Here is a 20693-nt window from a genome sequence, read left to right as displayed (position 1 = left end):
GGCCCGTTTCGCCGTTCCACCATGCGAGCGACGATGGAGAGAGGACGGGAGACCGGGAAGCGGGCACGGATCGTGGTGCGGCTTCGGTGAGGTTCTGGTGCCGCTTCGGTACGGCCCTTCGGTACGGCCGGAAGGAGAGTTCCGTGAACACCTCCGACACCCTGATCAGAGCGGCCGATGCCCGCTGCGCCCCGACCTACGCCCCGCTTCCGGTCGTGGTGGCGACGGCGGACGGCGCCTGGATGACGGACGTCGAGGGGCGCCGCTATCTGGATCTGCTGGCCGGCTACTCGGCGCTGAACTTCGGCCACTGCAACCGGCGGCTGATCGATGCGGCCAAGGCCCAGCTGGAGCGGGTGACACTGACCTCGCGTGCCTTCCACCACGACCGGTTCGGGGCGTTCTGCGACCAGCTGGCGGAGCTGTGCGGCATGGAGATGGTGCTGCCGATGAACACGGGTGCCGAGGCGGTGGAGACCGCGGTGAAGACGGCCCGTAAGTGGGGCTACCGGGTCAAGGGGGTGCCGGCGGAGATGGCCAAGATCGTGGTCGCGGGCGAGAACTTCCACGGCCGTACGACGACGATCATCAGCTTCTCCACCGATCCGGACGCCCGCGCCGACTTCGGCCCGTACACACCGGGCTTCGAGATCGTGCCGTACGGGGATCCGACCGCGATGAGCGAGGCACTGACCGAGAACACGGTGGCGGTGCTGCTGGAGCCGATCCAGGGCGAGGCGGGGGTGCGGGTGCCGCCCGCCGGATATCTGCGGGCGGTACGGGAGCTGACCCGGGAGCGGAAGGTGCTCTTCATGGCCGACGAGATCCAGTCGGGGCTCGGCCGGACCGGACGGACCTTCGCCTGCGAGCACGAGGGCGTCGTACCGGATGTGTATGTGCTCGGGAAGGCGCTGGGCGGCGGGATCGTGCCGGTCTCGGCCGTGGTGTCCCGTGCCGAGGTGCTCGAGGTGTTCCGGCCGGGCGAGCACGGGTCGACGTTCGGCGGGAACCCGTTGGCCTGCGCGGTGGCGCTGGAGGTGATGGCGATGCTGCGGTCCGGCGAGTACCAGGCGCGGGCGGCGGAGCTGGGCGAGCGGCTGCACCGTGCGCTCGGCAGGCTGGCCGACACGGGCCGGGTCACCCAGGTGCGGGGGCGCGGGCTGTGGGCGGGCGTGGACATCCACCCGTCCCAGGGGACCGGACGGGAGATCTGCGAGCAGCTGATGGACCGGGGCGTCCTGGCCAAGGAGACCCACGGAACCACCATCCGGCTCGCCCCACCGCTGGTCATCGACGAGGAGGACCTGGACTGGGGCCTCGCCCAACTGGCCGCGGTCCTGGGCGTCTGACACCCCGGACCCCCGACGAAACTCCCACCCGAACCCCGGGGCGACCGCGGACCCCGGAACCGGACCACCGACTCCGATTCCGCCCAGGCCCCCGGGGCGACCGGCCGACACCGATTCCGCCAGGGCCCCGGGGTGACCGGTCGGCACCGTTCCGCCGGGCCCCCGAACTGACCGCCCGGACCCGTCATCCGCCCGGCCCTGACATCGGCCCCAGCCCCGGGCCTGGCACCCCCGCAAGCCTGGCATCGGCCCGGCCCCGGGCTCCGCCCAGGGTCCCGCGACAGCGCAGTCCCACGCCTGGGACCGGCCACGCGCCCGAGATCGCCCCGACCCCGGACTCCGGTCCCGGGCTCCGGTCCCGCCCGAAACCCGGGGATGACCGACCGGCCACAGTCCCACACGGAGCCCCGAACCGACCGCCCGGACCTGCCACCGGCCCAGGCCCTGACACCAGCCTCGCCCTCGCGGGCCTGACACCCGGCCCTGGCCCCGGACTCCTCTCCTGCCCGGGACCCGGGGATGACCATCGGCTTGGCGTCGGCCTCAGTCCCAGGCCCGGCACCCCCGAGCGCCCGAGATCGACCCCGGCCCGGCCCCGGGCTTCGGTTCCGTTCAGGACCCCGGGGTGGCCGTAGGCTCCGGTTCCGGCGTGGCGGAGGGGTCGGCGGGCGCGGTCGGGGGCTGCTGCGGTGCCTCGCCGAACCGGGCCAGGGCCAGGGCGCCCGCCACCGCCACCGCGAAGCCCAGCACCGCCGCCCAGGCCATGCCCTCCCGGGTGCGGTCGCCCAGCCACACCACCCCGATCGCGGCCGGTCCGACCGTCTCGCCCACGACCATGCCGGCGGTCGCCACCGTCACCGACCCCCGTTCCAGTGCCGTGGTCAGCAGCAGAAAGGCCGCCCCGCCGCCCAGCAGCAGGGCGTAGAGCGCCGGATCGGTGAACAGCACGGACGGGGTGAGCCCGTCGATCAGCCGTACCGTCACCTCGACCACCCCGAACCCGAACCCGGCGCCGAGCCCCAGCACCAGGGCCCGTGCCCGCCCCGGCAGCCGGCCCCCGACCGGGCCGAGGAGCAGGACCACCACCGCGGTCGCGAGCATCGCCCACTTCAGCGCCCCGGACCCGGCCGTGGAGCCCTCGGGGCCGGAGGCCAGACCCAGCATCGCCAGCCCCGCGCACACCACGGCGACCGCGGCCCACTCGCCCCCGGCCAGCCGCACCCGCAACAGCCGGGCCGAGACCACCGCCGTCACCGCCAGGCTGGCCGCGAGCGCCGCCCCCACCGCATAGATGGGGAGGGAGCGCAGCGCCACGATCTGCAGCAGGAACCCGAGCCCGTCCAGGGCGAGCCCCGCCAGATACCGCCACTGCCGCAGGGCCCGCAGCAGCAGGGCCGCTTCGCCTCCGCCGCCCGGGCCCACCGCGCGGGCGGCGACCGCCTGCAACACCGTCGCCGTACCGAAACAGACCGCCGCTCCGAGCGCGCACACCATTCCAAGGAACACAGAGCGACTGTAGGGGACGGAACACGGCGGGGACATCGTCCCGCCGCGGGACCGGCTCCGTCAGGGCAGCACCCGGCAGAGCGCCTCCAGGGCCCCCGCCCACCCGTGGTCCGATGGCGTCCCGTACCCCACGACCAGGGCGTCCACGGCCTCGGCGGTCGCCTCCGGGTGGCGGAAGAAGCGCAGTCCGTGCACCGCCAGGCCCTGCCACGCCGCCGCCTGGACCACGCTCCGCTCGGTGCCGGGCGGCAGCCGCAGCACCGCGTGCAGACCCGCGGCGATCCCCGTGACGCGGACCTCGGGGGCGCGCGCCTCGACGGCCCGGACCAGGGCGTCACGGCGGCGCCGGTACCGCAGCCGGGCGGCACGCACATGACGGTCGTAGGCACCCGAGGTGAGGAACTCCGCCAGGGTCAGCTGCTCCAGCACCCCGCAGGTCTCGGACCCGCCCTTCGCCGCGGCGGCCTCCTCCGCGAGCGCCGGGGGCAACGCCATCCAGCCCAGGCGCAGCCCCGGGGCGAGGGACTTGCTGGCGGTGCCCAGATACACCACCCGGTCGGGGTCCAGGCCCTGCAACGCCCCGACCGGCTGGCGGTCGTAGCGGAACTCGCCGTCGTAGTCGTCCTCCAGGATCAGTCCGCCGGTGCGGCGCGCCCAGTCCACGACGGCCGCCCGCCGCTCGGGCCGCAGCGGCACCCCCATCGGGAACTGATGGGCGGGGGTGAGGAGTACGGCGCCGGCGTCCGGCCCCGGCTCGCCCCCGGTGCCCCGTTCGTCGAACGGCAGGGGCCGGGTGCGCAGACCGGCCCCGGTCAGCAGCTTCCGGTGGACGGGCAGTCCGTACGACTCGACGGCGACCGTCCGTACGCCTCGGGCCCGCAGCAGCGCGCCGAGGATCGTGAGCCCGTGCGAGAAGCCCGCGCACACCAGGATGCGCCCGGGGTCGGTGCGCACGCCGCGCGCCCGGGACAGATACTCCGCGAGCGCGGCGCGCAGTGCGGGGTGCCCGCGCGGATCGCCGTAGCCGAGGGCGCGGTGCGGCGCGGCGGCCAGGGCGCGACGGGCGGCCTTGAGCCATTCGGCGCACGGGAAGGAGGCCAGATCGGGTGTCCCGGGCTGCAGATCGTGGAGCGGCCGGGCGGGTTCCCTGGCCGGCGGCGCGGCGGGGACGGCCGGCGGCGTGGTCGAGGCGCGTTCTGCCACCCGGGTGCCCGACCCCTGGCGTGCGGTGAGCCAGCCCTCGGCGACCAGATCGGCGTAGGCGTCGGCCACGGTGTTGCGCGCGATCCCCAGATCCGCGGCGAGCGAACGGGAGGAGGGCAGACGGGTGCCGGGCGCCAGCCGGCCGGTGCGGACCGCCTCACGCAGCGCGTTCGTCAGTCCCCTGCGCAGCCCCGGTCCGGTCGGCTCGACATGCAGGTCCACTCCCAGAGTGGCCCAGGATTCCCCCATGGAAATGGACCATACTCCCGGGCTGCCCGCTTCCTAGGGTCGAGACATGACGACCTACGACGAGAGCACGACGGGTGCCGCGTACGCCCCCGAACGACCCGCCCGGACGGACTGGGCCGAACACGCCCCCGCGGTCTACAAGGCGATGATCCGGGTGGACGCGGCCGCCCGGCAGGGCCTCGACCCCACGCTCTGCGAGCTGGTCAGGATCCGCGCCTCGCAAATCAACCACTGCGCCTTCTGTCTCGACATGCACACCCGGGACGCGCTCGCGGCCGGCGAGACCGTCGAGCGGATCGTGCAGCTCAGCGCGTGGGAGGAGTCGAGGCACTTCTACACGGAGAAGGAGCTCGCGGCGCTCGAGCTGACCGAGGCGATCACCGTCCTCACCGACGGGTTCGTGCCGGACGCGGTGTACGAGAAGGCCGCCGCACACTTCGACGAGGCCGAACTGTCGCAGCTGATCGCCGTGATCGCGGTGATCAACGCCTGGAACCGGTTCGGGGTGACCACCCGTAAGGCGCCGGGCCACTACCGGCCGGGGCAGCACGCATGACCCGAACAGACGTACTGGACCGCGAGGTCGCCCGGACCATGTCCGCGCTCAGCGCCGCCGCGAAGAAGGGGCTCGGCGATCCGGCGCTCGCCGAGCTGGTCATGATCCGGGCCTCGCAGATCAACCACTGCGCTTTCTGTCTCGACCTGCATCTCCGACGGGCGCACGAGAACGGCGAGTCGGAGGACCGCATCCGGCTTCTGAACGCCTGGGAGGAGACGGAGGGCCTCTACAGCGAGCGGGAGCGGGCCGCGCTGGCCCTGACGGAGGCGGTCACCGTCCTCACCGACGGATTCGTGCCCGACACGGTGTACGAGAGGTCCGCCGCACACTTCGACGAGGCCGAACTCGCGCATCTGACGGGGCTGATCGCCGTCATCAACGGGTGGAACCGGCTGATGGTCCCCCGCCGCATCCCTCCGGGCGGACCTATGCCGTGAACACGGCGGGCGCCGGCCCTGGTGCGGATGTCGTCGCCCACTCGCATGGCATCACTGAGAATGCGGCAGAAAACGGTGAAAAGTACCCTTGCCGAAGACGCTCATGGAGGTGATGCGATGTCCCGGATCCGTGGCTTCACACTCACGGCTACGACAGCCGCGACGGTGGGTCTGCTGTTCTCCCCCGTGCTGGGCGGCCCCGCGTCGGCCCGGACCGGTGGCAATCCCGACCCACAGCGGCTGGCCGCCCAGGCTCAGGAAGGGCTACGGAATGCGACATCGGTCCGGCTCATCTACCAGGACCGGAGCGCCACGGCGACATCGAACAGCCGCCTGCCGACCTCGATGAACCTCGCCCTCGACCGCAGCGGCGCCTGCGCGGGCACCCTGACGCTGGGCAAGCACGGCGGCAGCGTGGAGATCATCAAACGGGGCACCCAGGTGTGGCTGAAGCCCGATCAGACGTTCTGGAAGGCGGAACTCCCCGGTGAACGGGGCATCGCCGCGAGCCAGGAGTTCAAGGACCGTTATATCCACGGCACCACCTCCAGCGCGCTGCTCAGCGGCATCTCCAACGCCTGTGACCTCGGGGAGCTCCAGAAGTCCGCGACCGTCTCCCCGCCCGCGACCCTGCGGGAGGGCCTCGCCACGACGGTGGACAGCACCCGGGTGGTTCCGCTGTCCTTCCATGTGAACGGGCTGACGTCGACGCTGTACATCACGGCGGACAGGTCGCACCGTCTCTACCGCGCGGCCCAGACGGGCCAGGGCACGGATCTGTCCCTCACCTTCACGGACTACAACAAGCCGGTCCCGGTGAGGATCCCGCCCATGAGCACCTGGGTGGACATCTCCAAGGTCCCGAACCTCCCGAAGGCCTCGGCGACCTGAACCCGCGTCAGGACCGCCGCGGGATGCGTGCGAACGCGCGCCCCGCGGTCGGTCCCAAACGCACCGGTCCCCGGGCGGTGGCAGCCACCCGGGGACCGGACCCACGACGAAGCGAGTGTCAGATGAGGCCGAGGGAGCGGACCGCCTCGCGCTCCTCCGCCAGCTCCTTGACCGAGGCGTCGATACGGGTGCGGGAGAACTCGTTGACGTCCAGGCCCTGGACGATCTCGTACACGCCGTCCTTCGTGGTGACCGGGAAGGAGGAGATCAGGCCCTCCGGGACGCCGTAGGAGCCGTCCGAGGGGATGGCCATGGAGGTCCACTCGCCCTCGGCGGTGCCGTTGACCCAGGTGTGCACATGGTCGATGGCGGCGTTGGCGGCGGAGGCGGCCGAGGACGCGCCGCGGGCCTCGATGATCGCCGCGCCGCGCTTGGCGACGGTGGGGATGAAGTCCTCGGCGAGCCACTTCTCGTCGTTCACGACCTCGGCGGCGTTCTTGCCGGCGACCGTGGCGTGGAAGATGTCCGGGTACTGGGTGGCGGAGTGGTTGCCCCAGATCGTCAGGCGCTTGATCTCGGAGACCGGGACACCGGTCTTCTTCGACAGCTGCGTCAGGGCGCGGTTGTGGTCCAGACGGGTCATCGCGGTGAAGCGCTCGGCCGGCACGTCCGGGGCGGCGGCCTGGGTGATCAGCGCGTTGGTGTTGGCCGGGTTGCCGACGACCAGGACCTTGATGTCGTCCGCGGCGTGGTCGTTGATGGCCTTGCCCTGCGGCTTGAAGATGCCGCCGTTGGCCTCCAGGAGGTCACCGCGCTCCATGCCCTTGGTGCGCGGACGGGCGCCCACCAGAAGGGCGACATTGGTGCCGTCGAACGCGACGTTCGGGTCGTCGCTGATGTCGATGCCCTGAAGGAGCGGGAACGCGCAGTCGTCGAGCTCCATGGCCGTGCCCTCGGCGGCCTTCAGGGCCGGGGTGATCTCCAGGAGGCGCAGCTTGACCGGCACGTCCGCGCCGAGCAGCTGGCCGGAGGCGATGCGGAAGAGCAGTGCGTAGCCGATCTGGCCGGCCGCGCCGGTGACGGTGACGTTCACAGGAGTGCGGGTCATGGCGTTCTCCGTAGGACAGCTGACGAGGGGGCGTCGTCGCCCCGGGGCGCGGGATCCCGCCGCCGGCTCGTGACCGGCACCCGCCAGGAGGACCGATCACCCTGAACGAATGATCGATCTCTTGGCATCAAGAGAGATCCATGGTCAGGCTATCGCGCATCCGGCATCCGGGACGGACGGGCCCCTGTGGCCCGGCCCACAGCCGGACGGGACGGCGGCCGCCCGCCCTGAAGAAGGGGGCGAGGGCGGCCGCCGTGCGGGGTGTCCGGCCGGAAGGGGGGTGGGCCTTCCGGCGCGGCCGGACTCCCGTGGGGGTACGGTCCGCCTGCCCCTGAGCGCGCGGATCATGCACGTCGTACGCCGGATTGTGTCCGATGGAAGGCGCATGGAATCTCTCCGCGCGCCTCCCGCACTACCTCCGCGCCCCTTCGCGCCTCCCCCGCGCCTTCCCGCGCGGAGTCGCGTGCCGGCGGCACCCCGCGCGCCCCGCGCGCCCGCCTACCAGGTGCATCGGGTCGTGTCGGGCCGCCTACCGAGTACATCCCGTCAGACGCGAGGCGAGCGTCGCGCACGCCTGCGCCGCGGAGGCCTCCGCCACCGCCAGCATCGGGGTGTACGCATCCGTGTCCCCGGCCTCTATGACCGAGGCGGTCTGCCGGGCCGCCCCGCTCGTGGACACCTGGACCGCGTCGCCCAGCGTCGCCCGGGTGATACGGGCCCATGCGGCGCCGCAGGTCGTGCTGTAGCGGACCTCGACCAGGGTCGTGCCGAGGGTGATGCTGGTGGCGGTGGTCGCCCGGGTGCCTCCGCAGCCCATGTCCTCCGGGTCCTTGCCGGTGCAGCTCGCACCGCTGCACTTGACGCCGGGCGGCAGGTCGGGGGACGGACTGGGCGCCGTGGGGGACGGCTTGGGTGCGGCGGTCCCGGGCTTCTCGGGGTCGCCGCCGGTGAGCTGGAAGACCGCCGCGATCACCACCGCCGCCCCGGCCAGACCCGCGAGGAACAGCGTCAGCCGCCGCCTGCGGCGCGTTCCGCCGGACCCGCCCGCGCCTCCCGGACCACCGGCTGGCGCGGACCCGTACGCCCGCTGCGCACCCGCGGTCCGGCCGGGCCCGTCCGGCGAGGCCCCCGGGGCCCTGGGCGCGGTGCCGACCCGCCCTCCCGCCTTCGACGGGACGGCCGAAACCGCCCCGCTCACGGCCCCGTCGGGCTCGGGGGCCGCCCTGGAGTCCCCCAGCGCGGCGCGCGCCCGGGAGATCCGGATGGCCTCCATGGTCATGTCGTGGCGCATCTCCGAGCGGCTCCAGGAGCGCTCGGCCAGCTCCCACATGGTGGTGAGATGACCGGGATCGGTGTCGGTCACCTCGGCCAGGGCGACGATCGCACCCTTCGGCGCCAGCAGCCTGCCGTTGAGGTAACGCTCCCAGGACGTCTTGCTGTAGCCCGTGCGGTCGGCCACCGCGAAGACGCTCAGCCCGCTGCGGTCCACGACTCTCCGCAGCTGCCCCACGAACTCCCTGACCTGCGGATCGAGTTCCTCGGGCAAGGCCTTCCAACGAGGCATCGCTCCCCCTCTTTCCCCGGCACGTGCTGATGTTCCCGGTACCCGGTGCCCGCTGCCGGGTCCCCACTCCGGCCACCCACAGGGATGCGCCCGGCCAGGATGTCAGTTCCCCTGGTCGAGGCGCACCGGAGCGTTCCGGCAGAGATGTGCGCCCCCGCGCGCCCGTCGGTCCGCGGGGCCGCGTCCGACGGCATCGGGCGCGGAATCCGTTGCGAGGCGCGGACACCGTAGCGGAATGGTCACTTCCGTGCCACAGCGGTCCGCCGGCGGTTGAACAGCTCCGGCATGTACATGAAGGTACTTACCGGGCGGTCGCCACCGCCCCCGCCCGGCCTTCCACGGGGGAGAGGCCGGGCGGCCTCCGGGCAGGGGACCGCCCGACGCGTCGGCCGTCCGGCCCGGCACCCGTCCGACGTGATGTCAGGTACGGACCGTGAAGTGCAGCGTGTCGTCCAGGAACGGTATCTCCAGCCATGGCTTCGGCTGGGCCATCATCGCGAGCAGCACGATGGCGAGACCCAGCGCGCCATAGGTGATCATGTCCGTGAAACGGGAGCGCACCGCGAGCATGCCCACATCGGGCCGCGCCCAGCGCAGCGCGGCACCGCCCAGCAGTGCGAGACCGATCAGGATCGTGCCGAGCCGGAACATGTCCAGCGCGGTCAGCAGCAGTCCGAGGCCCACGGTGCCCAGCACCGCCAGGATCGGCCACTGCCGGGCGGGCGCGGGCGCGTCGCCCGAGGCGGCCCTGCCGCCGCCCTCGGGGCGCGCGGTGTCCCGTGTCAGCCGCGGGAACCTCCGGGTCATACGCCGCGCCCTGCCCTCGGTGTCAGGGGCGCTGACGGCGTCCCTCACCGCGGGTTCCTCGGTCGCGGCCGCCCGCTGCACCTCGTCGCCGCTCTCGGACGTGTTCTCAGTCGACACTGCGCTCCGCCGCCTCGACCACGTTGACGAGCAGCTGGGCACGGGTCATCGGGCCCACACCGCCGGGGTTCGGGGAGATCCAGCCGGCCACCTCGGCCACCCCGGGGTGGACATCGCCGACGATCTTGCCCTCGGCGTTGCGCGAGACACCGACGTCGAGGACGGCGGCGCCCGGCTTCACGTCCTCGGGCCGGACCAGATGCGCGGAGCCCGCCGCGGCGACGATGATGTCGGCCCGCCTCAGATGGGCCGAGAGGTCCCGGGTGCCGGTGTGGCACTGGGTGACCGTGGCGTTCTCGCTGCGCCGAGTCAGCAGCAGCGGCATGGGGCGCCCGATGGTCACGCCCCGGCCGACGACCACGACCTCGGCGCCCTTGATCTCCACGCCGTGGCGGCGCAGCAGGGTGAGCACGCCGTTCGGGGTGCAGGGCAGCGGCGCCGGCTCGTTGAGGACCAGCCGGCCGAGGTTCATCGGATGCAGACCGTCCGCGTCCTTGTCCGGGTCCATCAGTTCCAGGACGCGGTTCTCGTCGATGCCCCGGGGCAGCGGCAGTTGCACGATGTAGCCGGTGCAGGCGGGGTCCTCGTTCAGCTCGCGGACGACCGCCTCGATCTCGTCCTGGGTGGCCGTGGCGGGGAGTTCGCGCTGGATCGACGCGATGCCGACCTCGGCGCAGTCGCGGTGCTTGCCCGCGACGTACTTATGGCTGCCTGGGTCGTCCCCGACCAGGATGGTGCCGAGGCCGGGCGTGACGCCCTTCTCCTTCAGCGCCGCCACGCGGACGGTCAGATCGGACTTGATCGCGGCTGCGGTGGCCTTGCCATCGAGAATCTGGGCGGTCATGCTCCCATCCTCGCGGATGACCGCCCCGCTGTTCCAATCCGGCCCGAATTCCGAAACCGGCGGTCTCCGCCGGGCACCGCCCGAGCGCCCGTGTTCCACTGCCATGTCCGTGATCGTCGATATTGCACTTGCGCAACACTGCGGAATGCTTCTGGACAAGTAAGAGCCGCCTAAAGAACGATGAGAACACAGTGCCGCGGGCAGTACCGGGGGGTCGAACCGCATCTGTAGAACTCCTCCGCGTGTGCCGCGCGTCCCCGCACACAACGGCCTACGGAGGAAGATCGCCAATGAGCTTCGGCGAACCGAACGACCCCTACGGACCGCCACCCCAGCAGCAGCCGCCCGCCGCTCCCCCGTACGGCTACCCCCAACAGCCGGCGGCCGCTCCCGACTACGGCCACCCCCAGCAGCCGGCCGGTCCGCCGCCGGGCTACGGCTTTCCCCAGCAACCCGCCTATGCCGGCTATCCCGGCTATCCCGCTCACCCCGGCGGCAACGCGATACCGCAGTCGATGCCGGGACTGCTCGCGACGGCACGGGTGTTCCTGTACATCATCGCCGCGGTGCAGATCGTCGCCGGCCTCATCTGGCTGTACGCAGCGGCCTTCTTCAACGACGTCTCGAACGAGGTGGGCAGAAACAGCGGTTCGTCCAGCCCGCTCGACAGCATCAGCGACGGCGGTCATATGGCCGCGGGCCTGATGCTCTTCATCGCACTGATCGCGCTGGGACTGGCCGCCCTGTCCATCACCCTGGGCGTGAAGTTCGGCCGCGGCGGTCAGGGAGTGCGTATCACCACGGTGGTCTACGGCGCGCTCGGCGGCGTCATCGGTCTGCTGGGGCTCATCACGGCCCTGAGATACGGCGCTGCCCTGGGGGTCATCTTCCCGCTCCTCTGGGTGGTGTTCGCGGCCGTCATCATCGCGGCCCCGGTCTCCCCCAGCGGTACCGCCTGGTTCCGGCGCCCCCGGTACTGATCCGGTCCCACCCGACGGAACGGTTCACGCACTCCACCACCCAGGGCCGCGTCCCGACCCCTCGGGGAACGACGCGGCCCTGGTGCGTCTCCCCACCCCGGATTCGGGGCCCTCGGGCAGGACCGGGAAGACGCACCACGGCGCGGCGCGGCGATACGGACGATCGGTCGGCCGGACGGCCGATCAGTGGAAGAAGTGGCGCGTGCCCGTGACGTACATGGTCACGCCCGCCGTCCGCGCGGCCTCCACGACCTGCTCGTCGCGGATCGAACCGCCGGGCTGGACGATGGCCTTGACGCCCGCGGCGATCAGGATCTCCGGCCCGTCCGGGAAGGGGAAGAAGGCGTCCGAGGCGGCGTACGCGCCCCGGGCCCGCTCCTCGCCCGCCCGCTCGACGGCGAGCTTGCAGGAGTCCACCCGGTTGACCTGGCCCATGCCCACCCCGACCGAGGCGCCGTCCTTGGCGAGCAGCACGGCATTGGACTTGACGGCACGACAGGCCTTCCAGGCGAAGGCGAGGTCCCGCAGTTCGTCGGGGCCGAGCGCCTCGCCCGTCGCCAGGGTCCAGTTCGCCGGGTCGTCGCCGTCGGCCTGGAGGCGGTCGGTGGCCTGGAGCAGGACACCGCCGTCGATCTGACGGGCCTCCACCCGGTTGCACGGACCGTTCGGGGCCTTCAGCACCCGGATGTTCTTCTTCTTGGTGAGGGCCTCCAGCGCGCCCTCCTCGTAGTCGGGCGCGACGATGACCTCGGTGAAGATCTCCGCGACCTGCTCGGCCATCTCCCGGCTCACCGGCCGGTTGACGGCGATGACGCCGCCGAACGCGGACAGCGGGTCACAGGCGTGCGCCTTGCGGTGCGCCTCGGCGACGTCCGAGCCGACCGCGATGCCGCAGGGGTTGGCATGCTTGATGATCGCGACACAGGGCTCGTCGTGGTCGTACGCGGCACGGCGCGCGGCGTCCGTGTCCGTGTAGTTGTTGTACGACATCTCCTTGCCGTGCAGCTGTTCGGCCTGGGCGAGACCGCCGCTGCCGTCGACATAGAGGGCGGCGGGCTGGTGCGGGTTCTCGCCGTAGCGCAGGGTGTTCTCGCGCCGGTAGGTGGCGCCCAGGAAGTCCGGGAAGGCACCCTCGGCGGGACCGCCCGCCACGGACGTGTCGGCGGGCGCGTACGAGGACGCGAACCAGGAGGCGACGGCGACGTCGTAGGCGGCGGTGTGCTGGAAGGCCTCCGCGGCGAGCCGCTTGCGGGCGGCGAGGTCGAAGCCGCCGTCCCGGACCGCGGCGAGGACGTCGGCGTAGCGGTCCGGGCTGGTGACCACGGCCACGGACGGATGGTTCTTGGCGGCGGCGCGGACCATGGAGGGGCCGCCGATGTCGATCTGCTCGACGCACTCGTCGGGCGAGGCACCGGAGGCGACGGTCTCACGGAACGGGTAGAGGTTGACGACGACCAGGTCGAACGGTGCGACGCCCAGCTCGGCGAGCTGCTGCCGGTGGCTGTCCAGGCGCAGATCGGCGAGGATACCCGCGTGGACCTTGGGGTGCAGGGTCTTGACCCGCCCGTCCAGGCACTCGGGGAAGCCGGTCAGCTCCTCGACCTTGGTGACGGGGACACCGGCCGCGGCGATCCTCGATGCGGTGGACCCGGTGGAGACGAGCTCGACACCGGCCTCATGGAGCCCGCGGGCCAGCTCCTCGAGCCCGGTCTTGTCATAGACGCTGACAAGCGCGCGCCGGATGGGCCGCTTGGTGCTCTCGGCGGTCACTGGATTACTACCTTTCGTCCCTCGATGCGATAGCCGTTGCGGGCGAGCCGCCCCACGACCTCGACGAGCAGCCTTCGCTCGACTTCCTTGATGCGCTCGTGCAGAGCGCTCTCGTCGTCCTCGTCCCGGACCTCCACCACGCCCTGCGCGATGATCGGACCGGTGTCGACGCCGTCGTCGACGAAGTGGACGGTGCAACCGGTGACCTTGGCGCCGTACGCGAGCGCGTCGCGCACACCGTGGGCTCCGGGAAAACTCGGGAGCAGGGCGGGATGGGTGTTGACGAACCGTCCGCCGAACCGCGCGAGGAACTCCTTCCCCACGATCTTCATGAACCCGGCGGAGACGACGAGGTCCGGCTCGTACGCGGAGACGGCCTCGGTGAGGGCCGCGTCCCACGCCTCCCGGCTCTCGTGGTCCTTGATCCGGCACACGAAGGTGGGCAGCCCGGCCCGCTCGGCACGGGCGAGGCCCTCGATGCCCTCGCGGTCGGCACCGACCGCGACGACCTCGGCTCCGTAGGCGGCGACCCCGGTCGCGGCGATGGCGTCGAGCAGGGCCTGCAGATTGGTGCCGGACCCGGAGACCAGCACGACCAGGCGCTTGGCCGCGGACTCGGTGACGGTCTCGGCCACGGACTCGGCCACGACGGGGCCCTTTCTCGGGGAAACGTTCGTGCAGTCGCTCGGAAGAGCGTCTTTGTGTGGTCATACGAATGCTTCATGCCCCCTGATACGGGGAAGTCTACGAAGCGGCCGACCGTCAGCAACGATACCGGCACACAGGACGGCCCCCGCGGGACGGGGGCGTGGCCGGAAGGTAGCGTCTGGGGAGGAGCCGCCCGGAAAAACCGGTCCGACGCGGGGGAACGTGGCGCCCGCGTGGGACGTTCACCTGGACGAACAGGCATGCCCGGGGCGAGCCTGCCCTTGCGGCGGGCTCCACCGGGTCGCACCGGACAAGCCGCCCGCCGGAACCACCAAGGGGAAGACGCACACCTGATGCCGGACCGCAGTCTCCGACTCCCTCCGCTGCTGCTGCGCGAGCGGCGCCCTTCGCCCGTGCCGCCGCACGGGGACGAGCAGGCGCCCCAGAGCGGGGGCGACTCCGCGAACGGCGGCTCCGCCGGTGGGGGGCGCGGTTCGCAGCCGCCCTCGGACGACAACCCCTTCGCACCGCCGCCCGAGGGGACGCCGGACCGGCCCTGGCAGCCGCGGCGTCCTGCCCCCGGCCAGGGGCAGGAGGGCTCCGGCGACCGTGGCCCCGCGCCCTGGGGCGGTCAGTGGAGCGACCGGCAGCCGGGCCCGGCGGCGGGTGGCCGCTTCGGCGAGCGTCCCGGGACCGGCGGCGGTGGACAGGGCGGTCCGGAGGGCTCCGGCGGCCCCGGCGCGGGCATGCGCTGGGACCCCACGGACCCGGCCCAGCGCCGCGCGCGCTATGCGCTGCTCTCCGGTATGTGGGCCGTCTTCTTCGCCCTCTTCAGCTGGACCTATCTCGCCCTGCTGCTCGGCGCGCTGGCGCTCTACTGGGGCACGAGTGCCCTGCGCGCCAAGCCCCGCGACGCCGGCCCGGGGACCTCTACGGCCGGGACCCCCGCCGAGCGGCCCCGCACCGCCACGGCCCGCCCGCAGACGACGGCGGCGGTCAGCGGACTGGTCACGGCGTCCCTGGCGATCGTGATGGTGGCGATCACCTTCACGGCCCAGCTGGTCTACCGCGACTACTACACCTGTGTGAACGACGCCCTGACCAGCCAGGCGAAGCAGTCGTGCGCCGACCTGCTGCCCAAGGACCTGCGGGGCGTGCTGGGTTCGGAGGGCTGAGGCGGCGCAGCGCCGGAACACGGCGTTGAGCCGGGGCACCCCCAGGAGGGGGCCTCGGGCGGGACGCGGTCGAGGTTCTCAGGCGGGCGGCTCGGGATCCTTCGGCTCGGGGTGCTTTGGTGCGGGCTCCGTCGGTGCGGGGTCCTTCGGCTCGGGTTGCTTCAGCTCAGGTTGCTTCGGTGCTGGCTCCGTGGGTGCGAAATCGTTCGGCTCGGGGTGCTTCGGCTCGGGGCGCTTCGGTGCGGGGCGCTCCGGTGCGGGTGGCTTCGCTTCGGCCTCCTTCGGCGGGGACTTCTCCCGAGAGGCTTCCCGGGAGGGGGTCTCGAGGGCCCCCTGCGGGAAGGGCACCTCGGGGAAGAGCGCCTCCGGGCGGGGCGGACGGGAACTCTCCGGGAAGGACGTCCCCTTCGGGAAGGACGTCGTCTTCGGGGCCGGCAGGAACGGGTCCTCCGACGACAGCGCCTCGTACGCCTCGAGGCCGGGGTCGTCCCACCGGGAGCGGCGCCTCCCGCCGACCGGCACCTCCGCCGGCGCCCAGAGCTTCGGAGCCGGAAGCACGGCCGGGGGAACCACCGGCCGGGGGCGCCGCAAGCCCCGCGCCCGCCATGCCGGAGCCTCGCATCCCCTCAGCCGCCAGGCCCGTGCCGTCAGGGCCACCGGCACGCCCACGGCCACCGTCCAGCCGGCCGCCGCGCCGCCCACCTGCCATCCCACCGGGCCGAACCGCGCCAGCGCGGCCACCCCGAGCGGCCCGCCCGCCGCCTGGGCGAGCACCGCGAACAGCACCCCGCACAGCGCCCCCGCCCTCAGGACCGCCCCCGCGGTCCGCCCGGCCGACCACACCGCGTCCCGCCCTCGCTCCCGGCCCTCGGACGCGGACCGCCCGAGGAACCATCCGACGGTCACGCCCGCGGCCACCGGTACCGCCCCCACCGCCCACCGCAGCGGCCCCTCTCCCGGCCCGGGCACCGCCGCCAGCAGCGGGAAGGGCGGCAGCAACTCCGGCGCCCTTCCCGCCGACAACGGCGCCACCATGTGCCCCACACCCAGCACGAACCCCGGCCCGAGCCCGTACGCGGCCCCCCACACGGCCGCGTTCGGCACCAGCGTCAGCGCCAGGAGCAGCACCGCCCAGCGCCCCGACCAGCCCTGGGTGATCTGAAGGAAGGACGCCCGGGCCGCCGCACCGTGCCCCACCAGCGACACCCCGACGAGCAACGCACCCCCGCCCACCAGCACGGCCGCCCCGGCCAGGGCCGCCCGGAGGCAGCCTCCCGGCCGTTCCGGCCCGTCGCCCTCCCTGGCCACGGTGTCCGCGGGCAGCCGTCCGAGCACCCGGAGCACAGGCCTCGGCAGCGACTCGCAGGGGCGCCCGTGCGCCGTCCACACCCCCGCCCCCACCGCCACGCCGGCCACCAGCGGCAGCCACAGCGCCTGCCCCGTCCACGACGGCCGCAGCGGTCCGTCCGAGGCGACCAGCACCGCCAGCGCGCCCACCCCCAGATAGCCCGTCACCACCGCGCTCCACGCCGTGCGCGCGGCGACGAGCGGCGCGTCGCTCTCTTCGTCCGCCTCCCCGACGGTCGCATCGCGCCCCGCCCGGTGCAGCAGCCAGAGCGGCAGCGCCGCCAGCAGCAGCGGCGTCACACCGACGGGGGCGGGCACTCCGGAGAGCGTCTCGGTGCGGAGGAGCACGACTCCGTGCGCCAGCAGCCACAGCGCCGCCGCCACCCGCACGGCCCCGCCGGGCCCGCTGTCGGGATACGGCGAGCTGATCCACAGCACCATCACCAGCAGGGAGAACAGGCCGAGTCCCAGCACCGCGGCGGCGGCGCCGCCGAAGAGCCCGTCGCCCAGCCCGGGCGAGCGGTCCCGCAGGCGGGTGAGCGGGGACGACAAGGGGGTGCGGCGGTCGGTCCATCGGGTCACGCCCGCCATGGTCCCAACGACACGCGCTTTTTCGGCGTACCGGGCGAAGACCGATGTGTCGCTCAATATGTGTTTATGTACTTTTTCGCATGGAGGGCCGCCCTGTGATCCACACCCCCGCTTCCCCACTGCCCCGGCCCAGGGAACTCCGACGCCTGCGCAGAACCCAGTCGCTGACGCAGACTCAGCTCGCCGCCCGGCTCCGTGTCTCCCTGGAGACGGTGCGCGACTGGGAGACCGGTCTGACGACACCGCGCGGGCGGAGACGAAAGAGGTACGCGAGGCTGCTGACCGCCTGGGCGGCTCAGGAGACCCCCGGGGACCTGACACCCCGTCAGGCCTTCGACACCCTCCACGAGTCCTGCGCCCCCGCCCTCGTACGGCAGGCCTATCTGCTCACCGGCCGGCCCGAACTGGCCCGTGAGTCGGCCGAACGGGCCTTCCGGCTGGCATGGCGGTACTGGCCCGAGATGGCCATCGCCCCGGATCCGCAGGGCTGGGTACGGTCCACGACCCACGGCTGGGCGCTCTCCCCCTGGCAGCGCCTCCGGCCCCGCCACCTCCGCCCCGCACCGTCACCCGTGGATCCCTCGGACCGCGCGCTGATGCGCGCCCTTCTGGCGCTGCCGCGGGCCCACCGGCGCACGGTGGTGCTGCACGACATGGCCGGACTCGGTCTGCCGGAGGCCGCCACCGAGACGGGAGCCGACGCCTCTGCGGCGGCCGGCCGGCTGCTGTGGGCCCATGAGACGCTGTCCGCGCTCGTACCGGAGCAGGCGATGCCGGAGGTGCTGCCCCGCCGGCTGGGTGAACTGGCCTCCTCCGAACGCCTCCGCGCGGTCCAGCTGCCGTCCGTACGGTCCGGGGACGAGCGCAGCCCCCGTCACTGGGTCCGCGCGGCGATCGTCGTCACCACCACGATCGTGGGGGCGACCACCCTGACCCTGCAGCTGACCCCCCATCACCAGGAACGGCCGCCGGCGCGGGGAACGGCGTTCCAGGGCATCCCGGCCCGGGTCCTGCTGGGGCCGCCCTCCGGAGTGCAGCCGAGGCACCGGTCCCTGCTGGCGGCGCGGGGCCACCACCGCCCCGAGCGGCTGGTCCCGGAGGCCCGCTGAGGCGACCGCGGCACCGAACGCCGCGTGGGCCCGTACCCCTTGGGGGTACGGGCCCACGCGGCGTTTCGGCCGGGACGGATCCCGGCGGACTCTCAGCCGGGAGGAGTTCAGCCGGCCAGGATCTCGCGCGCCAGCTTCGCCGTCTCGGTCGGCGTCTTGCCGACCTTGACGCCGGCGGCCTCCAGCGCCTCCTTCTTCGCCTGGGCGGTGCCCGACGAACCGGAGACGATGGCGCCCGCGTGACCCATGGTCTTGCCCTCGGGCGCGGTGAAGCCCGCGACATAGCCGACGACCGGCTTGGTCACGTTCTCCTTGATGAAGGCCGCGGCCCGCTCCTCGGCGTCGCCGCCGATCTCACCGATCATGACGATCAGGTCGGTGTCGGGGTCGTCCTGGAAGGCCTTGAGCGCGTCGATGTGGGTGGTGCCGATGATCGGGTCACCGCCGATGCCGACGCAGCTGGAGAAGCCGAGGTCCCGCAGCTCGTACATCATCTGGTACGTCAGCGTGCCGGACTTCGAGACCAGGCCGATGCGGCCCGGCTTGGTGATGTCGGCCGGGATGATGCCGGCGTTCGACTGACCCGGGGTGATCAGGCCGGGGCAGTTCGGGCCGATGATGCGGGTCTTGTTGCCCTTCTTGCCGGCGTACGCCCAGAAGGAGGCGGAGTCGTGGACCGCGATGCCCTCGGTGATGACCACCGCGAGCGGGATCTCGGCGTCGATGGCCTCGATGACCGCGTCCTTGGTGAACTTCTCCGGGACGAAGATCACCGTGACATCGGCACCGGTCTTCTCGACGGCGTCCTTGACGGAGCCGAAGACGGGTACCTCGGTGCCGTCGAAGTCGACGGCCTGGCCGGCCTTGCGCGGGTTCACGCCACCGACGATGTTGGTGCCGGAGGCGAGCATCCGGCGGGTGTGCTTCTGGCCCTCGGAGCCGGTCATGCCCTGGACGATGACCTTGGATTCCTTGGTGAGGAAGATAGCCATGGTTGTGTGTGACCTCGTCCCTTACTTCGCGGCAGCAGCCAGCTCGGCGGCCTTGTCGGCCGCGCCGTCCATGGTGTCCACCCGCTGCACGAGGGGGTGGTTGCGGTCGTCCAGGATCTGGCGACCCAGTTCGGCGTTGTTGCCGTCGAGGCGCACGACCAGCGGCTTGGTGACCTCTTCGCCCTTGGACTCGAGGAGCTCCAGGGCCTGCACGATGCCGTTGGCGACCGCGTCGCACGCGGTGATGCCGCCGAAGACGTTGACGAACACGGACTTGACGTCCGGGTCGCCGAGGATGATCTCCAGGCCGTTCGCCATGACCTCGGCGGAGGCACCGCCACCGATGTCGAGGAAGTTGGCCGGCTTGACGCCCTTGTGGGCCTCACCGGCGTAGGCGACGACGTCCAGGGTGGACATCACCAGACCGGCACCGTTGCCGATGATGCCGACCTCGCCCTCGAGCTTGACGTAGTTGAGGTTCTTCTCCTTGGCGGCGGCCTCCAGCGGGTTGGCCGCGGCCTTGTCGTGGAGCTCCTCGAAATCGGGGTGACGGAACTCGGCGTTGTCGTCCAGGGACACCTTGCCGTCGAGGGCGATGACCTCGCCGGAGACGACCTTGGCCAGCGGGTTGACCTCGACCAGAAGGGCGTCCTCCTTGACGAAGACGTCCCACAGGCGGACCAGGACGTCGGCGACCTTGTCGGCGACCTCGGCCGGGAACTTGGCCGCGGCGACGATCTCCTGGGCCTTGGCCAGGTCCACGCCGTCGATGGCGTCGATCGCGGTCTTGGCGACGGCGTCGGGGCGGGTGGCCGCCACCTCCTCGATCTCCATGCCGCCCTCGACGGAGGCGATGGAGAGGAAGGTGCGGTTGGCGCGGTCGAGGAGGAAGGAGACGTAGTACTCCTCGACGATCTCCGGAGCCGTCTCGGCGATCATCACCTTGTGGACCGTGTGGCCCTTGATGTCCATGCCGAGGATGTCCGTGGCGCGGGCGACCGCCTCGTCCGGGGTGCCGGCGAGCTTCACACCACCCGCCTTGCCGCGGCCACCGACCTTCACCTGGGCCTTGACGACCGACTTGCCGCCCAGCCGCTCGGTGATCTCGCGCGCCGCCTCAGGCGTGTCGATGACTTCACCGGCCAGCACCGGTACAGCGTGCTTGGCGAAGAGGTCCCTCGCCTGGTACTCGAACAGGTCCACGCGCTTCCGTCCCTATCAGTGATCTCGCGGTTCGTTGGATGCGTGGGCGTGCCGCGAGGGCAACGTGACGTCCGCTCTGGGTCACAGGGAAGGCGCACACGGTGTCCGAGCGCGCGGCATGTCCGCCTGGCAGGTTATCTCCGCTCGACGTAACGCCCTAAATCACAGGTCACACCCGAGCGGTGATACCTGTCACACGTGCAGCCTAGAGCCGGTCGGGGCGGCTCGCAGCCGTGGCCTCCGA

18 protein-coding genes are annotated in these 20693 nt (G+C 72.5%); 7 read left to right on the top strand and 11 right to left on the bottom strand.

Going from position 1 to position 20693, the window contains the following annotated elements; genetic code table 11:
- The first annotated feature begins 143 nt into the window (after positions 1-143).
- Positions 144-1349 (top strand): ornithine--oxo-acid transaminase, encoded by a 1206-nt coding sequence (rocD, locus tag CP978_RS20705; RefSeq protein ID WP_043443201.1) that lies wholly within the window; start codon positions 144-146, stop codon positions 1347-1349.
- Positions 1350-1961: 612 nt separating this feature from the next.
- On the opposite strand, the gene CP978_RS20700 is transcribed toward rocD, so the two are convergent.
- Positions 1962-2843: a DMT family transporter gene (locus CP978_RS20700; RefSeq protein ID WP_043443199.1), complete on the bottom strand. Its 882-nt coding sequence runs from the start codon at positions 2841-2843 to the stop codon at positions 1962-1964.
- A gap of 72 nt (positions 2844-2915) precedes the next feature.
- Entirely contained in the window at positions 2916-4307 is a 1392-nt protein-coding gene (pdxR, locus tag CP978_RS20695) for a MocR-like pyridoxine biosynthesis transcription factor PdxR (RefSeq protein ID WP_043443197.1), read from the bottom strand.
- A 46-nt stretch (positions 4308-4353) separates the two neighbouring features.
- Between pdxR and CP978_RS20690 the strand changes: the two genes are divergently transcribed.
- The 3 genes from CP978_RS20690 to CP978_RS20680 all read left to right on the top strand — a co-directional run bounded on the left by CP978_RS20690 (position 4354) and on the right by CP978_RS20680 (position 6194).
- Positions 4354-4863 (top strand): carboxymuconolactone decarboxylase family protein, encoded by a 510-nt coding sequence (locus CP978_RS20690; protein ID WP_043443195.1) that lies wholly within the window; start codon positions 4354-4356, stop codon positions 4861-4863.
- On the top strand, positions 4860-5303 hold the full coding sequence (locus CP978_RS20685; RefSeq protein WP_043443193.1) for a carboxymuconolactone decarboxylase family protein: 444 nt from the start codon (positions 4860-4862) through the stop codon (positions 5301-5303). The genes CP978_RS20690 and CP978_RS20685 overlap by 4 nt, the downstream gene beginning before the upstream one ends.
- Before the next feature lie 117 nt (positions 5304-5420).
- Positions 5421-6194, top strand: a complete 774-nt coding sequence (locus CP978_RS20680) for a hypothetical protein (protein WP_052454208.1) — start codon at positions 5421-5423, stop codon at positions 6192-6194.
- 118 nt (positions 6195-6312) lie between these two features.
- Here CP978_RS20680 and CP978_RS20675 read toward each other — a convergent pair whose 3' ends face one another.
- The 4 genes from CP978_RS20675 to CP978_RS20660 form a co-directional block, all read right to left on the bottom strand.
- Positions 6313-7302: a malate dehydrogenase gene (locus CP978_RS20675; RefSeq protein ID WP_043443191.1), complete on the bottom strand. Its 990-nt coding sequence runs from the start codon at positions 7300-7302 to the stop codon at positions 6313-6315.
- Between the two features lie 529 nt (positions 7303-7831).
- Positions 7832-8866, bottom strand: coding sequence for a helix-turn-helix domain-containing protein (locus CP978_RS20670; RefSeq protein ID WP_043443189.1), 1035 nt, complete (start codon positions 8864-8866; stop codon positions 7832-7834).
- 420 nt (positions 8867-9286) lie between these two features.
- Entirely contained in the window at positions 9287-9790 is a 504-nt protein-coding gene (locus CP978_RS20665; RefSeq protein ID WP_174498655.1) for a DUF3017 domain-containing protein, read from the bottom strand.
- Complete coding sequence (locus tag CP978_RS20660) at positions 9780-10634, bottom strand: bifunctional methylenetetrahydrofolate dehydrogenase/methenyltetrahydrofolate cyclohydrolase (protein ID WP_043443187.1); 855 nt, start codon at positions 10632-10634, stop codon at positions 9780-9782. Before CP978_RS20660 ends, CP978_RS20665 begins: the two co-directional genes overlap by 11 nt.
- A gap of 290 nt (positions 10635-10924) precedes the next feature.
- On the opposite strand from CP978_RS20660, the gene CP978_RS35275 reads away from it, so the two are divergent.
- The gene (locus CP978_RS35275; RefSeq protein WP_043443185.1) at positions 10925-11614 is read left to right on the top strand and encodes a hypothetical protein; all 690 of its coding nucleotides are present in this window, start codon (positions 10925-10927) and stop codon (positions 11612-11614) included.
- A 183-nt stretch (positions 11615-11797) separates the two neighbouring features.
- Here CP978_RS35275 and purH read toward each other — a convergent pair whose 3' ends face one another.
- The gene (gene purH, locus CP978_RS20650) at positions 11798-13384 is read right to left on the bottom strand and encodes a bifunctional phosphoribosylaminoimidazolecarboxamide formyltransferase/IMP cyclohydrolase (protein WP_043443183.1); all 1587 of its coding nucleotides are present in this window, start codon (positions 13382-13384) and stop codon (positions 11798-11800) included.
- Complete coding sequence (gene purN, locus CP978_RS20645) at positions 13381-14031, bottom strand: phosphoribosylglycinamide formyltransferase (RefSeq protein ID WP_079162232.1); 651 nt, start codon at positions 14029-14031, stop codon at positions 13381-13383. The genes purH and purN overlap by 4 nt, the downstream gene beginning before the upstream one ends.
- 354 nt (positions 14032-14385) lie before the next feature.
- Here purN and CP978_RS20640 point away from each other — a divergent pair, with 354 nt between their 5' ends.
- A complete protein-coding gene (locus CP978_RS20640; protein ID WP_150478268.1) occupies positions 14386-15207 on the top strand; it encodes a hypothetical protein in 822 nt (273 codons plus the stop codon).
- 78 nt (positions 15208-15285) lie between these two features.
- Here the strand turns inward: CP978_RS20640 and CP978_RS20635 are convergent, their stop codons facing one another.
- Positions 15286-17145 carry a cell division protein PerM gene (locus CP978_RS20635; RefSeq protein WP_079162230.1) on the bottom strand — a complete coding sequence of 620 codons (1860 nt, stop codon included), beginning with the start codon at positions 17143-17145 and terminating at the stop codon, positions 15286-15288.
- Between the two features lie 80 nt (positions 17146-17225).
- On the opposite strand from CP978_RS20635, the gene CP978_RS20630 reads away from it, so the two are divergent.
- A complete protein-coding gene (locus CP978_RS20630; protein WP_043443179.1) occupies positions 17226-18254 on the top strand; it encodes a helix-turn-helix domain-containing protein in 1029 nt (342 codons plus the stop codon).
- A 107-nt stretch (positions 18255-18361) separates the two neighbouring features.
- Here the strand turns inward: CP978_RS20630 and sucD are convergent, their stop codons facing one another.
- Positions 18362-19246 (bottom strand): succinate--CoA ligase subunit alpha, encoded by an 885-nt coding sequence (gene sucD, locus CP978_RS20625; protein ID WP_043443177.1) that lies wholly within the window; start codon positions 19244-19246, stop codon positions 18362-18364.
- A gap of 21 nt (positions 19247-19267) precedes the next feature.
- On the bottom strand, positions 19268-20449 hold the full coding sequence (sucC, locus tag CP978_RS20620) for an ADP-forming succinate--CoA ligase subunit beta (RefSeq protein WP_043443175.1): 1182 nt from the start codon (positions 20447-20449) through the stop codon (positions 19268-19270).
- Positions 20450-20693: the final 244 nt, after the last annotated feature.

The sequence above is a fragment of the Streptomyces nodosus genome, from assembly GCF_008704995.1.
GTDB classification, from domain to species: domain Bacteria; phylum Actinomycetota; class Actinomycetes; order Streptomycetales; family Streptomycetaceae; genus Streptomyces; species Streptomyces nodosus.
Note: the sequence above shows the minus strand (reverse complement) of the source record. Positions and strands in the feature narration are given on the sequence as shown.